This window comes from Paenibacillus sp. IHBB 3054, from assembly GCF_051594305.1.
In the GTDB taxonomy this organism is placed as follows: Bacteria; Bacillota; Bacilli; order Paenibacillales; family Paenibacillaceae; genus Paenibacillus_AQ.
Genome location: NZ_JBOFBG010000025.1, coordinates 68,141 through 88,144, shown reverse-complemented (window position 1 = coordinate 88,144; position 20,004 = coordinate 68,141). Strand labels below are relative to the sequence as shown.

Genomic DNA, 20,004 nt, shown 5'->3' with positions numbered 1-20,004 from the left:
TACTGCAAAATAGATATTCTTAAGTGAGTCTGTGAACAGACCACACAATACCTGAAGATGTGCTGCCCAGATCCAAAGGAACTGTCAACCCATCGGATTCATAGAACAGGCCGATCACATCGCCTGCCGTCAACTCGAATTCTCCTGCCAAGGTTACTGTACCGTTACCTAATATCGTGCGGAGCGACAACACAAGTGCAATGTTTACATTCAGCAGCGGAAATAACCCGCTTACCAAATCTGTTGCTACAGGTGTGGTTCTCCGTACCACAAAGGCCGGATCGACTCCTGCGCCCAAAGCTACCGAAATCGCGGCAGTTGTAGAATAATTGACAGTCGCTTCAATGGAATATCTGCCTGTTGCCGGTACGGTGTAGTTCCCTGTAGTTTCATTGAACGTTGGACTATCATAATATGGCGACGCCACAGTCCAGCCTGTGAGCTGGGTACTTGTCGTAACTGAAAGTGCTGACAGAAACGCCGAGAAGCCTTCAGTTGCAACACCCGCTCCCGTTGCTCCTGTTACACCTGTGGCTCCGGTCTCCCCTGTGACCCCAGTTGCTCCTGTCGCTCCGGTTACTCCAGTGGCTCCCGTTACCCCAGTTGCTCCAGTTGCTCCAGTTGCTCCCGTTACCCCTGTCGCTCCAGACTCACCTGTGACTCCAGTTGCTCCTGTTACTCCGGTTGCTCCAGTTGCTCCCGTTGATCCTGTGACTCCGGTCGCCCCCGTTACTCCAGTAGCTCCAGCCTCACCCGTTGCTCCTGTGACTCCGGTTGCTCCCGTTGCTCCGGTTGCTCCAGCCTCACCAGTTGCTCCTGTAACTCCGGTAGCTCCCGTTACTCCAGTAGCTCCAGCCTCACCCGTTGCTCCTGTGACTCCGGTTGCTCCCGTTACCCCAGCAGCTCCAGCCTCACCAGTTGCTCCTGTAACTCCGGTAGCTCCCGTTACTCCGGTAGCTCCCGTTACTCCAGTAGCTCCAGCTTCACCAGTTGCTCCTGTGACTCCAGTTGCTCCCGTTACCCCAGCAGCTCCAGCTTCACCAGTTGCTCCTGTGACTCCGGTTGCTCCCGTTACCCCAGCAGCTCCAGCCTCACCAGTTGCTCCTGTTACTCCGGTTGCTCCCGTTACTCCGGTAGCTCCAGCTTCACCCGTTGCTCCTGTTACTCCGGTTGCTCCCGTTACTCCAGTAGCTCCAGCTTCACCAGTTGCTCCTGTAACTCCAGTAGCTCCCGTTACCCCAGTAGCTCCAGCCTCACCAGTTGCTCCTGTAACTCCAGTAGCTCCCGTTACCCCAGTAGCTCCAGCCTCACCAGTTGCTCCTGTTACTCCAGTAGCTCCCGTTACCCCAGTAGCTCCAGCCTCACCAGTTGCTCCTGTAACTCCGGTAGCTCCCGTTACCCCAGCAGCTCCAGCCTCACCAGTTGCTCCTGTAACTCCGGTAGCTCCCGTTACCCCAGCAGCTCCAGCCTCTCCCGTTGCTCCTGTAACTCCGGTAGCTCCCGTTACCCCAGTAGCTCCAGCCTCACCAGTTGCTCCTGTTACTCCGGTAGCTCCAGCTTCACCCGTTGCTCCTGTTACTCCGGTAGCTCCCGTTACTCCAGTAGCTCCAGCTTCACCCGTTGCTCCTGTTACTCCGGTTGCTCCCGTTACTCCAGTAGCTCCAGCTTCACCAGTTGCTCCTGTAACTCCAGTAGCTCCCGTTACCCCAGTAGCTCCAGCCTCACCAGTTGCTCCTGTAACTCCAGTAGCTCCCGTTACCCCAGTAGCTCCAGCCTCACCAGTTGCTCCTGTTACTCCAGTAGCTCCCGTTACCCCAGTAGCTCCAGCCTCACCAGTTGCTCCTGTAACTCCGGTAGCTCCCGTTACCCCAGCAGCTCCAGCCTCTCCCGTTGCTCCTGTAACTCCGGCAGCTCCCGTTACCCCAGTAGCTCCAGCCTCACCAGTTGCTCCTGTTACTCCGGTTGCTCCCGTTGCTCCAGTCGCCCCGGTCTCACCAGCACCTGTGGCACCAGTTACCCCTGTCGGTCCTGTTACGCCAGTAGCTCCAGCCTCACCCGTTGCACCAGTCGCTCCAGTCTCACCCGCGCCCGTGGCTCCCGTTGCGCCGGTAGCTCCGGTTGCTCCTGGTAGTCCTGTCGCTCCCGTTGCTCCAGTCGCCCCGGTCTCACCAGCACCTGTGGCACCAGTTACCCCTGTCGGTCCTGTTACGCCAGTAGCTCCAGCCTCACCCGTTGCACCAGTCGCTCCAGTCTCACCCGCACCCGTTGCTCCCGTTAGACCGGTAGCTCCAGTTGCTCCTGGTAGTCCTGTCGCACCCGTTGCTCCAGCCGCCCCAGTCTCGCCAGCACCCGTTGCTCCCGTTAGACCGGTAGCTCCGGTTGCTCCTGGTAGTCCTGTCGCACCCGTTGCTCCAGTCGCCCCGGTATCGCCAGCGCCCGTTGCTCCTGTTGCACCAGGGGCACCAGTAGCTCCTGTCGCACCGGCAGGTCCGGTCGCTCCGGTTATACCTGCAAATCCTCCTGACAGCTCAGCGAATACCAGCCGGTGCGCGGTTACTAATTGGCCGGCACTGTTTTTCCCCCACAACGAAACCTGGATCGGATCATCCGCCGGGTTTTCACTTGGGGTAATGAAAATGAATTCAAAAGCATCCAAATCAGCATAGTAGCTAGTAGTTATCACTTGGTTTGCAGCAACGTTGATAGATTCGCTAACATACAGATTCCGCACTCCGCCAAGCATGTAATAACCTTGAACAGACACTGTGGAAGCCTGGACATCGCTGCGGTTATCAATTCTGACGGTAAGCCGCTGAGTCGGTCTCACACCGCCAACCAAGTTATTTTCTATCGGTCCTGTTGACAATAAAACCATTACTCTACCACTCCTTTTAAAATAAGTTTCCCACCCTGACTACCTGCTGCTGTTTCCCCCTTCTCCCAGACATGCGCCGGTCTCGCAGCCCAATAATTTTATGGCTTGGACTATTCAATCCAGCGCATACTGAGTGATTTATATACTAATATTCCGGCTCTCTCCTGACGGTGTAGACGTAAGCTGCACTCTTCATAAACAGGGCTTGGCATTCCGCCGAAACAGGTGTCCGTCCAAAGCCGCCCACAAGGACTTCCGGCGCTGCCGGTTGAAACCACAAAGAGACTGTTCCGCAGCCCCATTCGGCTTCAGCACAGTCTCTTATCGCAATACAGCACATTTTCAGTTCACATACATCCCGGCCTGCTGCGTCCTCCCGTCAGCAGCTTACTCTATCCATCCTAATCCTCACTTAACAGATTCTCCAGACTGTTACCCTTCAGCGGATCTTTAGGGTTGAACTGGGGATAAATATACTCCTCATGCTTAAAAGAATACCCGGTAGCCGCGATATCCAGCATCCGGTTCAGCCGCTGCGTCTCGCTGCGCAGCGCCTCTTTCAGATCCTTCTCCCCGGAGAGGATCTGCAGGTACAACTGCATCCGCGGACGGTCGCCCGAGTCGCGCGGCTCGATCGAAACCGTATTGGGATCATATTGGTCCATGATTTGCGGGGAGAGCGGATATATTGAATCTTCTGCGGTAGGATAAAATTCCGAGAAATGCCCCAGCCCCGGAGCCATGTTGGGGAGCTCCAGAATGCCGTCAACCACCGGCAGCGCCAGTGCCTGCTTGAACAAAATCGTCAAAAACTCCTTCGATTGCAAAAATCCCCAGACCTTCACCGCCGCCTCACGGTTAGAAGCGGCACTGTTCACAACGAGCGGAGAATGTGGAATCATCATCAAAGCTCCGGCCCCCTTTTGGGCTGCTGATGTTACCGGCGGCAAAGCCACTGCCCAGTCATCTTTTGGCATATATTCCTGCAATTTCACATAATCTTTGCTCGTTACATACATCATCCCGATATTGCCATCGGCGAACTGCCGCAAGGCGCTGTTGCGCTTCAGCAGGGTTTCTCCCGGATACAGGCTGCCCTGTGCCTTCATATCCAGCAGCATCTGCAGCCATGGGGCATAACCGCTCAGATCATAGCGGCCGGTGCGGTAATTATAAAGATAAGTCCCGCTGTAGGTACTCGACATCTCAAGTCCCGTCTGCAGACTATACTGGCTGTCTCCCGCCGGGAGGCCAAATCCGTATTTATTTACACCGACCCCGGCCTGGCTGATCTTCCCGGCGAACCGCTCCATATCCGCAAACGTAACGGGTGGCTGCTCCGGATCAAGACCGGCATTGCGGAACAGCTGCTTATTGTAAATCAACCGTACCGTCTCAATACTGGAGGGCATAAAATAAATACCGCCCTTATACAGCGAACTGTCCGCAAAGTCTCTCGCCCAAACCGGGAACCTGTCTAAATCGCCGGGATTCAGAAAAGAAGATAATTCGGCCAGATACCCCTTCTCCACATACGTTGCCAGCCAGCCATTATCGACGCTGAACACATCCGGCCCTTGACCTGATGTCATCAGCATGTTCAGTGTATCCCCATAGACATCCGTTGAAAGATTCATGATTATAATCTCAATATGGTCCGGATTACTCTTATTGTATTGATGGATCGCATTCTTCACTTCCAGGTTCTCCGTCCAGTCATATAGTGCAATTCTGATCTGGGTAACCGGGACTGCCTCAGGCGCAGGCTCGGAAGCGAAATCAACCAGCAGCGGACGGTCATAAGCGATGGCATAGGCCACAAGCCCGCAAAGGACCAAGGCAATTCCAAGGAAGAGGATTCGTTTCACCGTGCACCTCCTGCGTTGACATCAAGACTTATCGCGTTTTACAATGGATACCAACTATTGGGTTAAACTCGTTCAGTATTTAATATATTCCAATAATATCCGTTAAATGGCAAGCGAAGAATATTCACAGGGCCAGAGGAGGATTCAAATGAAAAAACTATTTGATACTCTTTCCAAAACCCTCTTCCTGTACAATTTCAGCATCCGCAGCCGGCTCATCCTCTACTTTCTCTTCCTTGTCCTTCTCCCGACCACGATCATCTCCATTACCGTTTACAATAAATCGACGGATATCATCACCCGTAATGTCAATACATCAATTGAGAACAATCTTAATCTTGTACAGGATAATCTGGCACAGCGCTTCGAGAGCGCCAACAATTCCATGGTCTCCCTTTACCTCAATACCGAATTCGCAGATTTGATCTCTTCCAACCGGCCTACCGACAGCACCGGCATTATCAATGAGTTGGCTGCCCTGAACAAAATGCTGGAGAACTTCCCTGCAAACGGGACCCCGGGAAGCAGCTTTGTCCCTATGCTGTATATGCTGAACCGCCCGGAATATACCCAATACAACTTCTCCAGACGGGTCTTTAATATCGACCAGATCTCACTGAAGCCATGGTATCTCGGCATACCGGCCAGATCCGATTTCACCGTCGTCGGTCTAAGCTCGCTGGACTCCCGGTTTACGCTTAAATTCGCCAAGCGTCTGTTTGGCATACGGCATGCCCAGCTGCCTTATGTCGGGCTGCTCACCATCGATATTCCCGTGACGGAATTCGGTACGCTGCTGGAGCACTATAAGCCAACGACGGGCAGCAGGATTTATATTGCAGACCAGACTGGAACCATTGCCATCAGCCCCGAGGAGACCCTGATCGGGCAGAACATCAGCACACAGGATTATTACGGCAAAATGGCTGCCGAACCCGCAGACCCCGGCATCTTTCATTCCTTCCATCATGTGATACAGGGCGAAAATATGCTCGTGAGCTACAAAAAAATAAAAGCCACCGGCTGGACCATTCTTTCCATCTCGCCCATAAGCGAACTGAATGGAGAATTAGCCTCGTTCCGGCGGGTGATGTATGTCGTTATCGGCATATGCATGCTGGTATCCCTCATGATGGCCCTGCTGCTGTCGGAGAACATCTCTGCTCCTATACGCAAATTCATCCAGTCGATGTCACATGCCGAAAGCGGGAATTTCAACATCATTATCCGCTACCGGCGCAAGGACGAATTTTCCTATCTGTTCAACCGTTATAACAAGCTGCTGCAGCAGATCAAAGCACTGATCGACAAGCTCTATGTCACTGAGCTGCGCAAGAAAGAAGCCGAACTAAAAACATTGCAGGCCCAGATCAATCCCCATTTTCTCTATAACACCCTGGATTCGATCAACTGGCTGGCCATCAATCATGATGTCCCCGAGATCAGCCATATGGTGACCTCCTTATCCGACTTCTTCAGGTACAGCCTCAGCAAGGGGAGGAACATCATCCCGCTGCGGGATGAACTGAAGCAGGTGGAGAGCTATCTGGAAATCCAGCAATTCCGCTTTCAGGATAAGCTCGCCTATGAGCTGGAGGAAGCCGACCCCCGGCTGCTGGAGGAATGCCTCGTAGTGAAGCTGAGTATCCAGCCGCTCGTGGAAAATGCGATTATTCACGGGATCCAGCAGCGGCGGGGGAAAGGTACAATCCGCATAAGGGTGACCTCTTCTTATGATGTCCTTTGCATATCGGTTTTTGACGACGGGGTAGGGGCAGACCCGGAGAGGCTGAACCAGCTGCTTACCGATCAGCAAGGTAACCAGTCTTATGGCATCCGCAATGTGCATATGAGAATCCAGCAGTTTTTTGGCGAGTCCTACGGCATCCGTTATTATGCCAACACCGAAGATCAGGCAGGCCTACTGGCTATGATCCGGTTTCCGGTCGTTACTACTTGGGATGAGGTGATTGAAGATGTTGACGATGATCATAGCGGATGATGAGCCGTTTATCCGCCGTAGTCTGATCCACGGGTTCAAGTGGCAGGAGGAGTTCGGCCTTGAGGTCATCGGTGAGGCGGCAGACGGCGAGGAGGCCTATGAATTATGTATAAAGCATACACCGGATATTCTGTTCACCGATATTATGATGCCCTTTCTGAACGGCCTTCAGGTCGCCGAGAAGCTGAAGGCCGCCGGTTGTCCAACCAAAATCATCATCATCAGCGGCGCGCAGGATTTCTCCTATGCCCAAAGTGCGATGAAGGTTAATGCCGAAGGCTATATTCTAAAGCCGGTTAAACTGGGTGAAGTCAAAGACATCTTTCATAAAGTCATTGCCCGGATTCACCACGAAAGAGATAACCAGCTGAATTTGAATCAGTTGAAGAAGCAGCTGCACGACAATATGCCGCTGATCCGCGAGAAATTCCTGCAGAACCTGATCGCCGGACTATACCGCAATGAAGGGGAGATTTGGGAGAAGATCGACTATTTCGCCCTTCCTTTTAAACGAAATGACCCACTGACGGTAGGCGTATTTCAGCTTGACGATTACGGGGCGGCAGTAGACAAATTCACGGAGGAGTATAAGCAGCTGCTCTATTTCTCCATCCAGAATATTATGAGCGAGTGTCTGAACAGCCACCCCTGCGGAATCGGCTTTGTAGCCAGCGAAAATGAGTTTATTATGATCTTTTGTCCGGGGGAGGAGCCTGCATCAGACTCCATCTCAAGCCTTTGCGAGCAGATTATCGCCAGTATCAAAGAGTATCTGCGTCTTGACGCCTCGATTGGCATCGGCAGAACCTGTATGCTCGCCGGACAAATCGAGAACTCCTATAAGGATGCGCTGGCCGCGCTGGCTTACAAATTTTATACCGGCCATGCTTCCATTCTCCATATCAAGGATATTCAGCCGGATACGGAAACGCTGCAGAGCACTTTTTTTTATAAATTCCATGCCCAGCTGATGAATGAGCTCAAGGCAGGCCATACGGACAAAGTAATGGAGCTGCTGGAAGCCCTGTTCACCATGCTTGAAGGGCCCAAGCTGCAAATCGGTTATGTACAGAGCATCTGTGCGGAGATCATCTTCACTTCTGCAAGAGCCCTGTATGAAATTGATGAGGAAATCGAACGGGTGCTGAATGACCGGATTACCATCATGGATACACTCTATATCCAGAAAAATATTTCCGGACTCAAAAGCTACATACTCTCTCTTTTTCATGATTTAAGCGCGTATGTGGCAGGCAAAAACACCTCAAAGAACAGCAGAGCCATCAACAAAATCAGGAGTATCGTGCAGGAAGGGTATGCCCAGGAGCTGTCCATCTCCAGGATTGCAGAGGAGGTCTTTCTGACCCCCAACTATATCAGCCTGATCTTCAAAAAAGAAACTGGTGAAACGATCACGGACTATATCACCAAAATCCGCATGGGCAAAGCCAAAGAGCTGCTGCAGACTACAGATCTGAAAGTGATGGAAATTTCCGAAAGGGTGGGCTATGAGAACCCCCATTATTTCAGCACCGTGTTCAAGAAAACCGTGGGCGTCCACCCGCTCAAATACCGGTCCGACCAGGAAGAGACGCCGTAAGCCTGCTATTTATAAATATAGGATTTCACACCTATCCTGGAGAAAATGGTGTTTCTGGCACCCTTGTTCTCCGGCGTAGGGACAGCCGCCCTCATCGCTAATCCACTAATATAGGCAAAGTTGGGATGCAGCGCCTCGTCGGTAAAATAAGCAGAAATCCGGCTTCCCGGCACTCTGTGCCGGTTGAGTGCGGCAATCATTTGCGCCGAGCTTTTGATGCCCAGCCCATGCCCATAGTAGCGGTCATCCCCAAGCATGATCGCATTCTCCCCCTGCCATTCCGGCTTATCCGGGTTATGGTCGGGATTCTTGAAATAGACCACATCTCCTGGCAGCATATCAGACTTCTCGAAGGTAGTAATCATCTGCAGATTGCTGTCATAATTCCAGTCCCACAGGAAGATGTCTCCGAAATGCCGGTCAAAGGCGGCGTCCCCGATCGCCCCGATCGTCGCTTTATAAAGAATCATCACCATAGCCATCGCGCATTCGAATGCATAGAGAGATCCGTTCTCAAAAATATCATTGATTGCCGCCGAGGGTGCGACACCTTCCTTCAACTGAAATCCGCCGTTGTCCGTACGGGTCCAATACCTTGGATTGCAGCGGGAGTTCTTAAAGTTGGAAAAGTCAGTTCCGCCGGCATTCATGGATTCCGCCGCCGCGATAATTCCCGCCCGCATGCTCCGTTCAAACGACGGATCTCCGGGTCCATATCCAATCCCCATTCTGCACTGCCCCTTTCATCTTAAGTTCACAAAATATAGGTTATTGTACGTGTCGGGACTTCGGTTGGTGCGGGGGAGCTGAAATTTATCGAGATAAACTTCAGGCACTTTATTCGGAGCTGCCGGCTTCCTCCAGAAACCAGCGGTTCACCCGTGCGGTCTCTTCGGTCAGGATGTCCAAATAGATGGAGGTCCGGTAGTCGGTCTCTTTGAGGCTTTTGCCCGTAATCTCGGCGATCCGGTTCAGCCGGTACATTAATGTGTTGGTATGGATATGCAGAAATGCGGCGGACGCCTTCAGATTGCCGTTCAACGACAAGTAGACGGCGATCGTTTTCAGTAAATCGCTTTTGTGTTCACGGTCATGCTCCTTCAGCGGATACAGCAGTGCGCTTCGGCGGGTCATGCTGCGTTTCTGCTCCATAATGGCCGGAATATACGCCCAGAAGCCGACTTCCTCATACAGCAGCAGCTCGCGGGCATGATAGGGCAGCAGCTTTTTAAGCTCCAGAATGGACAGGGCCTCCCGGTAGGCGACAGCTGCCGAGGTATATTCCCGGTATCCCGGGCTGCAGCCTGCCGCTAGCGTACAGCTTTCACTTTTGCCCATATCGCGGATCAGCTTGTGCACGAATGAAGCCAGCCTCTCTGTCCCTTCTACCGGAAAAAGAAACGAAAACAAAATAATCAGCCGGTTCTGCTCCGCCGTCAAAAACAGCAGGCGCTGCCCGGCATAGGTGTCCATCATCTGGCGAAACCTCAGCAGAAAACGCTCGTCGATCACCCGGTTGCTCTCCAGCACACCGATATAGTAGCTTTCCGGTAACAGGATCGACCCGCTCTCCGCTTCCTGACGGATGCGCGGCTCATTTTCATAGTGCGAGGTCAGCAGCTTCCAGAAGAAATCTTCATGTGTCTTGTCCTGCTTTATCTTCCACCCGCGCTGCTTCAGCAGATAACGCCCGGCGATGCCGGCGGCCTTCTCCACAATGCTCTCCGCATGACCTGAGGCCAGATTTCCCCGGTCCACAACCCAGATATAGCCGAGGATTTCCTGCTGGTGTTTGATGCACATGGCAAGCCGGGGCCCCAGCCCAACCTCCATAACCGCCGGAATACGGATCGGATGTGCGGCGTTCTCCAGCTGATGCATCACACCTTTTTTTCGGAGGCCAATAATGACTGTGTTCGGAACACGTTTGCCGATAATGGTGGAGATGCGGGCCGGGTCGCTTTCAAACTCATGGGAGCTGTAGCCGATGACATGGTGGTTGCTGTCTTCAATCGTTACCTGGGACTGAAGGGATTCGCTGAGGGTATCCGCCAAGGATTCCATGCTGTCAAAAAAACGGTCAAATATTGGCTCTGAATTTGTCATATTCCCACCCCAACCTGAAGAATAGCCGAATCTTGCGCTATAGAGTGATTACATTATAGTACTCCGAGCAGCGGCTGACTATAGGGTGATGAAAGAAAACCTAACATGTCCTGAAGTAAATGATGAGTGTATCGCTAACTCCCCTCAAATTTTCGATTTCCTACCCAAACCCGGCAACAAAAACAGCCCGGCAATTTCACCGGACTGCTTAAGATTAACCTTCTGCTCTTTTTTCGGTTCTATAAATTAGATCAGAGTGAACTTTTGTTCTAACGCTTTCTCTACCGTGAAGTACTCTTCCCCGAGAGCTTCCGCTACGGCCTGGCAGGTGATCTTTCCATTGGCCACGTTGACACCGCTCTTCAAGCCGGCATCGTCCTCAATCGCCTGGAATACCCCTTTATTGGCAATTTGCAGCGCATAAGGAACTGTAACATTGGTTAATGCAATCGTTGAGGTTTTGGCTACAGCGCCCGGCATATTTGCTACCGAATAGTGCAGTACGCCATATTTCTCAAATACCGGATTATCATGTGTGGTGACCCGGTCGATGGTTTCAACGATACCGCCTTGGTCAATCGCCACGTCAACAATGACCGAGCCCGGCTTCATCGACTTAACCATTTCTTCAGTGACCAGCTTCGGAGCTTTCGCACCCGGGATCAGCACTGCGCCGACCAGCAGATCCGCTTCAGCAACCGCTTTGGCAATGTTGTACGGGTTGGAGATTAGCGTATTAATCTGTGCGCCGAAGATATCGTCCAGCTGGCGGAGTCTGTCCGCGCTGAGGTCAACAATCGTCACTTCCGCGCCCAGGCCAATCGCCATTTTGGCTGCGTTTGTGCCGACTACCCCACCGCCGATAATGCTGACCTTGCCTCTGCTGACGCCGGGAACACCAGAGAGCAGAATGCCTTGTCCGCCGTAGTTCTTTTGCAGAAATTGTGCCCCGAGCTGCACGGACATCCGTCCGGCCACTTCGCTCATTGGCGTAAGTAGCGGCAGGGTACGCTCATGGACTACTGTTTCATAGCCGATGGCGAAGACGCCTCTATCTTTCAATGCGGCGGCGAGGGACGGTTCCGGGGCAAGGTGCAAATAAGTGAAAAGGATGAGGCCCGGGCGGAAGTAGCCATATTCGCTTTCCAGCGGTTCTTTCACCTTCATCACCATTTCGGCGGCTGCCCATACGGCAGAAGCTTCGGTGATTAGCTCCGCTCCGGCGGAAGCATATTCTTCATTCAGAAATCCGCTGCCTGCTCCAGCTCCGGCTTCTACCAGCACTTTATGTCCTTCGGCTACCAGGCTGACTACTCCGGCAGGGGTAATGGCTACGCGGTTCTCATTGTTTTTAATCTCTTTGGGTACACCAATAATCATCGTTAATCGCTCCCGTCTTATGTGTTTCTCTTATGTAAAGAATTATAACATGTGATTTCTCAAGACAATTTGGTGAAAAATAAAAACTTTATCTGCCATGATTGTGTTTTTACACAATGGAGGTGATGGACACCCGTTGATCATTTTACCAAAGCATTGGTGTATATAGCAAACCGGTGAATCCCGGTCACAAAAAAAGACACCAGCCCAGGTGTCTTTCGTACTGAATTATTTTGTTAAGAAGTTGGGCAACGTGCCGGTCATAGGAAGGATTTAAGAGAAATTCAAATTTAATGTTATGTTTAATAACATGAGTTACTTAGATAATACAGCCAGTACCGTTTCCAGTACAACATTTACCCCTTTTTCGCATTCTTCATAGGAGGTAAGTTCTTCTTCACAGTGGCTTTTCCCGTTCACGCTGGGCACAAAAATCATTGCCGATGGCAGAAATCCGGCCACAAACTGCGCGTCATGCCCTGCTCCGCTGGCCATCTTTTTACTGCTGTAACCCAGCCTCGATGCTGCCTGCTGAGTCAAAGCGCAGATCTCCGGATCGAACCACACGGTATCGCGTCCCCATAGCTTGGTCTTGGACACCGAACACTCCAGCAGCCCTTCGGGTAGGCCGCCTATAATATGCTCAACCTCACGAACAATATCCATATCCTTATGTCTAGCCTCGACGGTAAAAATCACCTTATTAGGAATGACCGTATGAATATTAGGCAACACGTTCATTCTGCCCATTGTATAAACCAGCTCCGAATCCAGCACACCCAGCTTGCTCCGCAGCTCCGCAATCAGGTCGGTGGCGGCAAACAAGGCATCCTTGCGCATATCCATCGGCGTAGTTCCGGCGTGATCCGATTCACCCGTCACTTCAATCTCATAGCAGGCCATGCCTACGACACAGTCGACCAGGCCAATGGCGAGATTTTCTCTCTCCAGCACAGGTCCCTGCTCGATATGCAGCTCCAGATATGCAGCAGCTTGCTTGATCCGGTTCGCAGCCTCTCCTGCATAGCCGCTCGCTTCCAATGCCTCTCCGAAGGTCACCCCTGCCGGGTCCTTTTTCTTCAGCATTTCCGCCTTGCCGAACTTCCCGGACAATACGCCGGAGGCCATCATCGAAGGCTCGAAGCGTGCACCCTCCTCATTGGTGAAATTCATCACCGTCACCGGTAGCCGGGGCTTGATGCCATGGTCAACCAGAGTGCGTACTACTTCCAGGCCAGCTATGACGCCAAGTACACCATCGAAGCGGCCGCCCTTCTTGACCGTGTCCAGATGCGAGCCAATCACCACAGGCGGCCCTGCTTCCGTTCCTGCGAGCGTGGCGTACATGTTGCCCATATCATCCACTTTGACCGACATACCCAGCTCTTCACAACACGCAACGAAGTAATTCCGCACCTTCACATCCTGCTCCGACAACGACAACCGGGTAACTCCGTTATTGTCCGTACGTCCAAAATCGGCAAAGGCCTCAATCGTATCCTTCAATCTCTCACCGTTCACGAATATTTGCTTAAGCTGCATGGGCCTATCCCTCCATTTTGAACGCATACTTATACAGATTCATTGCTTTCTATATATGTTATACCATTGCGTCAGATTGTCATTTTACACACTGTAATAATTATTTTTCTGAATTGTTCACGATGTGTTACAACGCCGCTAAGGAAGTCTGTTAGAATATGAGCTGTCAGCAAGGAAGACGGGCTGGCCAACCATTGTGAAAGGGGAGTAATCTTATGAACACCATTTTGCGCAGCGGCTCAGCACAGGCTGAGATCAGTACCCTCGGAGCGGAGCTTGTCAGCTTCACCAGAAAAGACACAGGCACTGAATATATATGGAGCGGCGATGCCGCCTATTGGACAGGCCGTTCTCCGGTGCTGTTCCCGATTATCGGGGCTGTCCGGAACGGAGAGATCAAGGTTGGTGGACATGCGTATAAGCTTGCCAATCACGGCTTTGCCAGACGCAGCGAATTTAGAGTCGTTGAAGCGGACGAGTCCCGTGCGGTCTTCCTTCTCACCAGCAGCGAGCATACCCTGTCCAGCTATCCGTTTCAGTTCAACCTGTATATTACATACACGCTGAACGATAGCACTCTTAAGCTGGATTACCGGGTGGAGAACATTGATGGAGGGAACATCTCCTTCCAGCTCGGCACACATCCTGCATTTAACTGCCCGCTGGATGAGAACGGAAGCTTCAGCGACTATGCGCTCGAGTTCTCCGAGACCGAAAACCTCGACCGGGAGTTCCTGAATGACGCCGGACTTCGGATCAGCCGTAAATCGGAGCCTGTGCTGAGGGAAGAGCGCAGCCTTCCATTATCCCATGAAATGTTCAAGGACGGCGCGCTCATTTTCCAGAATGTAACCTCCCGGCAGATCACGCTGAAAAGCAGACTTACCGGAAAAAGCGTTGCCGTATCCTTCGAAGGCTTCCCGGATCTCGGCATCTGGCAGCCGCTGAATGCACCTTTTGTCTGCATCGAACCTTGGCAGGGATTCGCAGACAGTGATGTCTTCGAAGGCGAGCTTTCGGAAAAAGAAGGCATTGTCACCCTGCCGCCAGGAGAACATTTCGCCAGCTCCCTGACGATAGAAATTAATTAATAGCTGCATGCTTCATAACACCTTTCCGTATTTTCAGTAAAAAAGAAGGCCGTTAGCCCACTGATGGGCTACGGCCTTCTTCGTACTTATATGATTTTATTGACTAAGCGTTTCTCCACCTTCAATCCGCACAGTGAACGTGTGGTTATTGGAAGCTTCCTCAATTTCAGTATAAGCCCAGTGTGTCGTTGATACGTCAGGCCAGCTTGGTGTGGTGACACCGTATAACGGTCCGCGTCCGAACAGACGATTGACAACCTTTACGGCTTCAGCGCGTGTCAGGCTACCGGTTGGACGGTACGTACCCGTCCTTCATAGCCGTTGAGGATGCCAGTTATAATCTAATATATCGGAGAAACTTCCGCCAGGTCCCCAAACCATTTAGTCAGGACATTTTACGCCTTCGACAAACTGCTCCATGGTGGTCAATAAGTAAACTAAAGTAGTATATACAACCTTTCTCTGCCAATAGTAAGCTTAAGTTAGCTTATAATCCCAAGATTATTATGATTAATATAGATGGGAGAATCGGATAAGGGAGTGGAGTATATGCAAGGATTGTCAGTGGCTATCTGCACGAGGAACCGGGTACAGGACCTGACACGGTGCATTCATTCTATAACTAAACAAAGCATAGGCCGGACGTATCCTATAGAGGTCATTATCATTGATGACGGAGAGATTCCCGAAGGAACCCTCAAGGGGTTCGAAGCCTTATTGGCCGGTTGCGGTTACCCCCTTTTGTACCACAGCAAAACTGAACGGGGATTATGGCTGTCCCGAATCAAGGCGGTGGAGCTGTCTACCATGGACAAGATCCTCTTCCTTGATGACGACGTCGAAATCCCCGATCATTACCTGGCCACTTTAATCCAAACCTACCTCGACCATCCGAACTGCGCAGGTGTCGGCGGGGTCGCCATCGGGATGCGCAACAGCTTCCTCGGCACGATCCGCTGTCTGCTCTCCTTCCAGCAATCTCTATCGAGCGGCAAGCTTTCCTTAAGCGGCCAGGCCGGCTCCATGTACAATTGGCATAAGGCACGGAAGATCTTCAAGACAGAGTTCCAGCACGGCTGCAACATGTCCTTCAAGAAAGAGGCCATTCAAGACCTCAAACCCGTCCCCTGGCTCCAAAGCTACAGCGTCGGTGAAGACATTCTTATGTCCCGTATCGCGCAAGGTTCCGGCCCCCTTTATATCAATCCCGAACTTAAACTCCTGCATCATGAGTCCCCGGCCTCCAGAGACAATCTTGAGAATGTAGCTTATATGAGAGTGCTGAACCATGTGCATTTGCTCAAGGATAAACGTTCGGGACCTGTCGGTTATCTCGCCCTGGTCTGGACGACGCTCTATCTGATTTTGCGGGAACAGCCTAAGAAGAATACAGCTGCCATCAGCGGCTACAAAAAAGGGCTGAGAGAAATATTTTCCAGGCAAACCGCCGGTTAATCCATCAAACCTCAGGAAGGGAGTGGCCGCATGAGTGTGAGTATTGTAGTGCCCATGTACAATTTAGAACGTTATTTAACACCTCTGCTGCTCTCACTCCTGGAACAGAGCGGAAAGAGGTTCGAGCTGATTATGGTCGATGACGGCTCAATAGACCGGACGTATGAGGTGGCCGCCGACTTCCTGGAGAAGCATCCTGATCTGCGCTCGAAGCTGATCCGCACTCCCAATTCCGGAGTGAGCGCCGCAAGAAACACCGGTTTGGCTTCAGCTACAGGAGATTATGTGCTGTTCCTGGACGGAGACGATTACGCCGACGGCAGCCTGGTGCTGAGTATCGAGGGCGCCACGCGGACCACGGATCCGGATGTGGTCTGCTGGGGCTATAACCTCGTCCGGGAGGATCAGTCGACAATTGTAAGCTTCACTTCCGGTCAGTCCGACACTACGGGAAGCGAGGCGCTGCAAAATATTTTTGTACACAAAAGCCTGAGAATCTGGACCGGAAGCATTGCCTTCAAGCGGAGCTTTCTCCTGAAGAACGGCATCCGCTACACGGAGCGCTGTGTGAACGGAGAGGATCAGGAATTTATCTATAAAGCCTTATCCAGAGCGTCACGGGTGATCTCGATCCCCGACGTATTATCCTATTATGTGCAAAGGACGTCATCCATTACAGGCACGTATAATGTGAACAAATTCGATGTCGTCGATGCCTTCAAGCGGGTGGATGAATACTTCAAAGCCCATCCCTTCAATGAGGCCGGCACCATCTCGGAGCTCCTCCTGACCCGGGAGATGACGGAGAACTACTTTTACAATCTCAAGACCTGCCTGAACGGCACTTCGGGAATCCGCATGCGTGACCTGCTTCATGACATTGAGAAGACCTACCCTCATTTGAACCACGAGATGCTGCTCATTATGAAACGCTACAGCGGGGATGACAGACAGCTCGCTTTTAGAATCAAAGCCTTCTTAATTTCCCCGCCTTTATATGCGCGGTTGATCCACATGGACAGAAGCTGGCTCCAGTTCAAACATAAGCTCAAAACCATGATCACCAGAAAGGAAATTAAGATATGAAGAAGATGATGGTAAGCGCATATACAGAATTCAATTTGGGCGATGATTTGTTTATCAAGGTACTCTGCGAAAGGTATCCGGATACCCGGTTTATGATCATTGCTCCCCGTTTATATAAGCTGGTATTCAAGGATATCAAGAACCTCAAGGTCTATGCTTCGGACTCCGTCCTGTTCCGGGGAATTAATTATGTCTTCAGAAAATTAAAGCTGCATAACAACTTTCTGCAGAGATTTCTGGGTGATCAGTCAGATGGAACCGTACATATCGGCGGGTCTATTTTTATGCAGGGAGAACACTGGGCGGAATATGTGGCGAACGCGGAAGCCATGCGCAACAAGAGCAAGCCGTATTATTTGATGGGCGCCAATTTTGGTCCCTTTACGGATGATGAGTATTACCAGGTGCACCGGCGGATTTTCCCGGAATATACCGACGTCTCTTTCAGAGAGCAATACTCCTATGATTTATTTAAGGATTTGGGCAATGTCCGAATGGCTCCGGATATTATCTTCCAGCTGAAATATAACGCAAACAAAACCTCATCCGGACAAAAACCTCCAGCGGGCCAAACGATTGCGATTTCGGTGATTAAGCCGTCGTCCAAGAACTTAAGCGGTTTTGACAACCTCTATTATGAAAAAATGAAAGATGTTGCAATCTATTTCATCAAGCAGGGTTATGCCGTGCATTTCATGTCATTTTGCCAGCATGAAGGCGACCAGGAAGCCATTGGGCAAATTCTCGGTCTGATTCCGGCAGAATTTCAGGAGCAGACCCATGTTCACCTCTATAAAACAAACATAGATGACATCCTCGCCGCGCTGGCAGGTGCCAGCTGTATTGTCGCTTCCAGGTTCCATGCGATGATTCTCGGCTGGGTGTTTGACAAGCCTGTCTTCCCGGTGGCCTACAGCAGCAAGATGGTCAATGTCATGCAGGATGCCTATTTTACCGGAAAATACACCGATTTCGCCCATTTGGCCGAGCTTACGCCGGAAGAGGTGTATGACAGCATGGCCACTAACCGGCTTGACGTGACGTTGCAGGCAAATCAGGCAGAGAAGCATTTTGAACAATTGGACGCTTATCTGTCACCGGCACCGTTTATGGAAGGGAGAAGAAGCTATGAAAGCTAAACGGAGCCTGCTGAACCTCGGCTTTGGCCTTACCAGCCAGGTGATCACAATTATTCTCGGCTTCTTCATTCCAAGACTGATTATGGTCAACTACGGCTCGGAAGCCAATGGTCTCATTGCATCCATCGTGCAGATCATCAGTTACTTCGCCCTGCTTGAAGCCGGGGTCGGTGCAGCTTCGCTGCAGGCTCTGTATAAGCCGATAGCCAACAATGACCGGGGTCATATCAATTCGATTCTCGCGGCAACCTCCAGCTATTATAAAAAAACGGGAATGTACTATTTTATCTCCGTCGTATTGCTTGCAGTCATTTATCCGCTGGTCATCCACTCGGAGATCAACAAAGTGAGCATCATGGCGATTATTTTATTCTCGGGTCTGGGCGGAGCCATCAACTATTACTTTCAGGGCAAATTCAGAATTTTGCTGATCGCCGAGGGCAAAAGCTATGTGGAGACGTCCATCGTCACCATCGCAAATATTCTGAACAATGTCGTGCGGATCATCCTGCTGCTGCAGGGTGTGAATATCATTGCCGTGCAGGCTTCGTTCTTCGTGCTCACCCTGCTGCAGATCGTCGCTTTCTATTTCTATTCGAAGAAATATTATAAGTGGATCGACCTCAGCCACAAGCCGGATTTTGCAGCCATTGGCCAGAAGAATTCGGTTATGGTGCATGAGATTTCCTATCTCATCTTCCGCAATACAGACGTGTTGATTCTGACTATATTTACGAACCTGAAGATCGTCAGCATCTACGTGATGTACAACATGATCTTCACCATTGTCGACAACATCGTTCAGACGGTCAACGGAAGCATAAAGGCCGCCTTGGGCCAGAGCTACCATGAGGGCAAAGAGGCTTTCGTGAAGTTCTATGATGCTTACGAGGTCTATTTCATGGGTCTCATCTTTGCCATTCTGACCGTTGTCTATATCATCATCCTGCCGTTCATGAAACTGTACACGGCCGGCGTCAACGATGTGAACTATATTAATGCCTGGCTGCCGGTTCTATTCGTGGTGATTAAATTGTTGACCAATGCCCGCACCACCTCCAACAATATCATTACGATTGCCGGACATTTCAGAAACACCCAGTTCCGCTCCATTATGGAGTCGGCGATCAATCTGGGGGCTTCAATCATTTTCGTCATCTTCTTCGGAATTTATGGCGTGCTGATGGGCACCATCGCCGCGCTGCTGTACCGTTCCATTGATATTGTCGTGTATGCCAGCCGGGTATTGCTGGAGCGCAGTCCATGGATCACTTTCCGCAGATGGCTGACCAATGTTGCGGTCTTCGCTGCCATCGTTTTTGTCACCACCAAGCTCGACCTCAGCATCACCTCATACACCGGCGTGATTCTGTGGGCTGTGCTGCTCGGCATCATCATCCTGCCCATCTATTTCCTGGTCGGATCGCTGATGGAACGCGAGGTATTCCTCTATACTTGGGGTTATCTCAAAGGCTTCCGTACGAAGCTCAAGCTGAAGCGTAAAGTTACGGCTGGGCAGGCTTAAGCGGAGTGGAATGTATGAGATGTGTGATGTTTGATGTGTGGGGGCGCGCAGGATGCGGGAGTTGCGTAAGATGAGCGCTAATTTACTGAATGCCACGCTTTAATTGCACTTTATACAACTAAAATCGGGTATTTTGGGGCGAAAAGAGAAGTAGTTGTATTCCGTACACTTAAATAGACTGACTTCGGGTAAAACGAACCGCATCGCTAGTTTTAACTGCACAAAATGCAGTTATTACTCAAAAGTCCCTGTGTGAGCACCCTATAGTTGCACTAAATACACTTATACAGACGGCGGCGGCGCTGCAGGATTATCTTCCGGTTCGATATTTATGA

Annotated in this window: 13 protein-coding genes; 7 read left to right on the top strand and 6 right to left on the bottom strand. The window is 51.2% G+C overall.

Annotated features, from left to right (window positions below; translation table 11 throughout):
- Positions 1 to 19: 19 nt before the first annotated feature.
- Together ACQ76X_RS23490 and ACQ76X_RS23485 are read right to left on the bottom strand one after the other, a co-directional pair.
- The gene (locus tag ACQ76X_RS23490) at positions 20 to 2,875 is read right to left on the bottom strand and encodes a beta strand repeat-containing protein (protein WP_438496161.1); all 2,856 of its coding nucleotides are present in this window, start codon (positions 2,873 to 2,875) and stop codon (positions 20 to 22) included.
- Between the two features lie 401 nt (positions 2,876 to 3,276).
- Entirely contained in the window at positions 3,277 to 4,743 is a 1,467-nt protein-coding gene (locus ACQ76X_RS23485) for an ABC transporter substrate-binding protein (protein WP_438496160.1), read from the bottom strand.
- A gap of 148 nt (positions 4,744 to 4,891) precedes the next feature.
- Between ACQ76X_RS23485 and ACQ76X_RS23480 the strand changes: the two genes are divergently transcribed.
- Together ACQ76X_RS23480 and ACQ76X_RS23475 are read left to right on the top strand one after the other, a co-directional pair.
- Complete coding sequence (locus ACQ76X_RS23480; protein WP_438496159.1) at positions 4,892 to 6,745, top strand: cache domain-containing sensor histidine kinase; 1,854 nt, start codon at positions 4,892 to 4,894, stop codon at positions 6,743 to 6,745.
- The gene (locus ACQ76X_RS23475; protein ID WP_438496158.1) at positions 6,720 to 8,345 is read left to right on the top strand and encodes a response regulator; all 1,626 of its coding nucleotides are present in this window, start codon (positions 6,720 to 6,722) and stop codon (positions 8,343 to 8,345) included. Before ACQ76X_RS23480 ends, ACQ76X_RS23475 begins: the two co-directional genes overlap by 26 nt.
- Before the next feature lie 5 nt (positions 8,346 to 8,350).
- Here ACQ76X_RS23475 and ACQ76X_RS23470 read toward each other — a convergent pair whose 3' ends face one another.
- The 4 genes from ACQ76X_RS23470 to ACQ76X_RS23455 form a co-directional block, all read right to left on the bottom strand.
- Entirely contained in the window at positions 8,351 to 9,073 is a 723-nt protein-coding gene (locus ACQ76X_RS23470) for a protein-glutamine gamma-glutamyltransferase (RefSeq protein WP_438496157.1), read from the bottom strand.
- 109 nt (positions 9,074 to 9,182) lie between these two features.
- The gene (locus ACQ76X_RS23465) at positions 9,183 to 10,451 is read right to left on the bottom strand and encodes a PucR family transcriptional regulator (protein ID WP_438496156.1); all 1,269 of its coding nucleotides are present in this window, start codon (positions 10,449 to 10,451) and stop codon (positions 9,183 to 9,185) included.
- A 246-nt stretch (positions 10,452 to 10,697) separates the two neighbouring features.
- Positions 10,698 to 11,831, bottom strand: a complete 1,134-nt coding sequence (gene ald, locus ACQ76X_RS23460; RefSeq protein WP_438496155.1) for an alanine dehydrogenase — start codon at positions 11,829 to 11,831, stop codon at positions 10,698 to 10,700.
- Positions 11,832 to 12,146: 315 nt separating this feature from the next.
- Positions 12,147 to 13,373, bottom strand: a complete 1,227-nt coding sequence (locus ACQ76X_RS23455) for a Zn-dependent hydrolase (protein ID WP_438496154.1) — start codon at positions 13,371 to 13,373, stop codon at positions 12,147 to 12,149.
- A 215-nt stretch (positions 13,374 to 13,588) separates the two neighbouring features.
- On the opposite strand from ACQ76X_RS23455, the gene ACQ76X_RS23450 reads away from it, so the two are divergent.
- The 5 genes from ACQ76X_RS23450 (at position 13,589) to ACQ76X_RS23430 (ending at position 19,669) form a co-directional block, all read left to right on the top strand.
- Positions 13,589 to 14,464 carry an aldose 1-epimerase family protein gene (locus ACQ76X_RS23450; protein WP_438496153.1) on the top strand — a complete coding sequence of 292 codons (876 nt, stop codon included), beginning with the start codon at positions 13,589 to 13,591 and terminating at the stop codon, positions 14,462 to 14,464.
- 549 nt (positions 14,465 to 15,013) lie between these two features.
- Positions 15,014 to 15,919, top strand: coding sequence for a glycosyltransferase family A protein (locus tag ACQ76X_RS23445; RefSeq protein ID WP_038584833.1), 906 nt, complete (start codon positions 15,014 to 15,016; stop codon positions 15,917 to 15,919).
- Between the two features lie 30 nt (positions 15,920 to 15,949).
- On the top strand, positions 15,950 to 17,005 hold the full coding sequence (locus ACQ76X_RS23440; protein ID WP_438496152.1) for a glycosyltransferase family 2 protein: 1,056 nt from the start codon (positions 15,950 to 15,952) through the stop codon (positions 17,003 to 17,005).
- The gene (locus tag ACQ76X_RS23435; RefSeq protein WP_438496151.1) at positions 17,002 to 18,144 is read left to right on the top strand and encodes a polysaccharide pyruvyl transferase family protein; all 1,143 of its coding nucleotides are present in this window, start codon (positions 17,002 to 17,004) and stop codon (positions 18,142 to 18,144) included. The genes ACQ76X_RS23440 and ACQ76X_RS23435 overlap by 4 nt, the downstream gene beginning before the upstream one ends.
- Positions 18,134 to 19,669 (top strand): lipopolysaccharide biosynthesis protein, encoded by a 1,536-nt coding sequence (locus ACQ76X_RS23430; RefSeq protein WP_076114265.1) that lies wholly within the window; start codon positions 18,134 to 18,136, stop codon positions 19,667 to 19,669. The genes ACQ76X_RS23435 and ACQ76X_RS23430 overlap by 11 nt, the downstream gene beginning before the upstream one ends.
- Positions 19,670 to 20,004 lie beyond the last annotated feature (335 nt).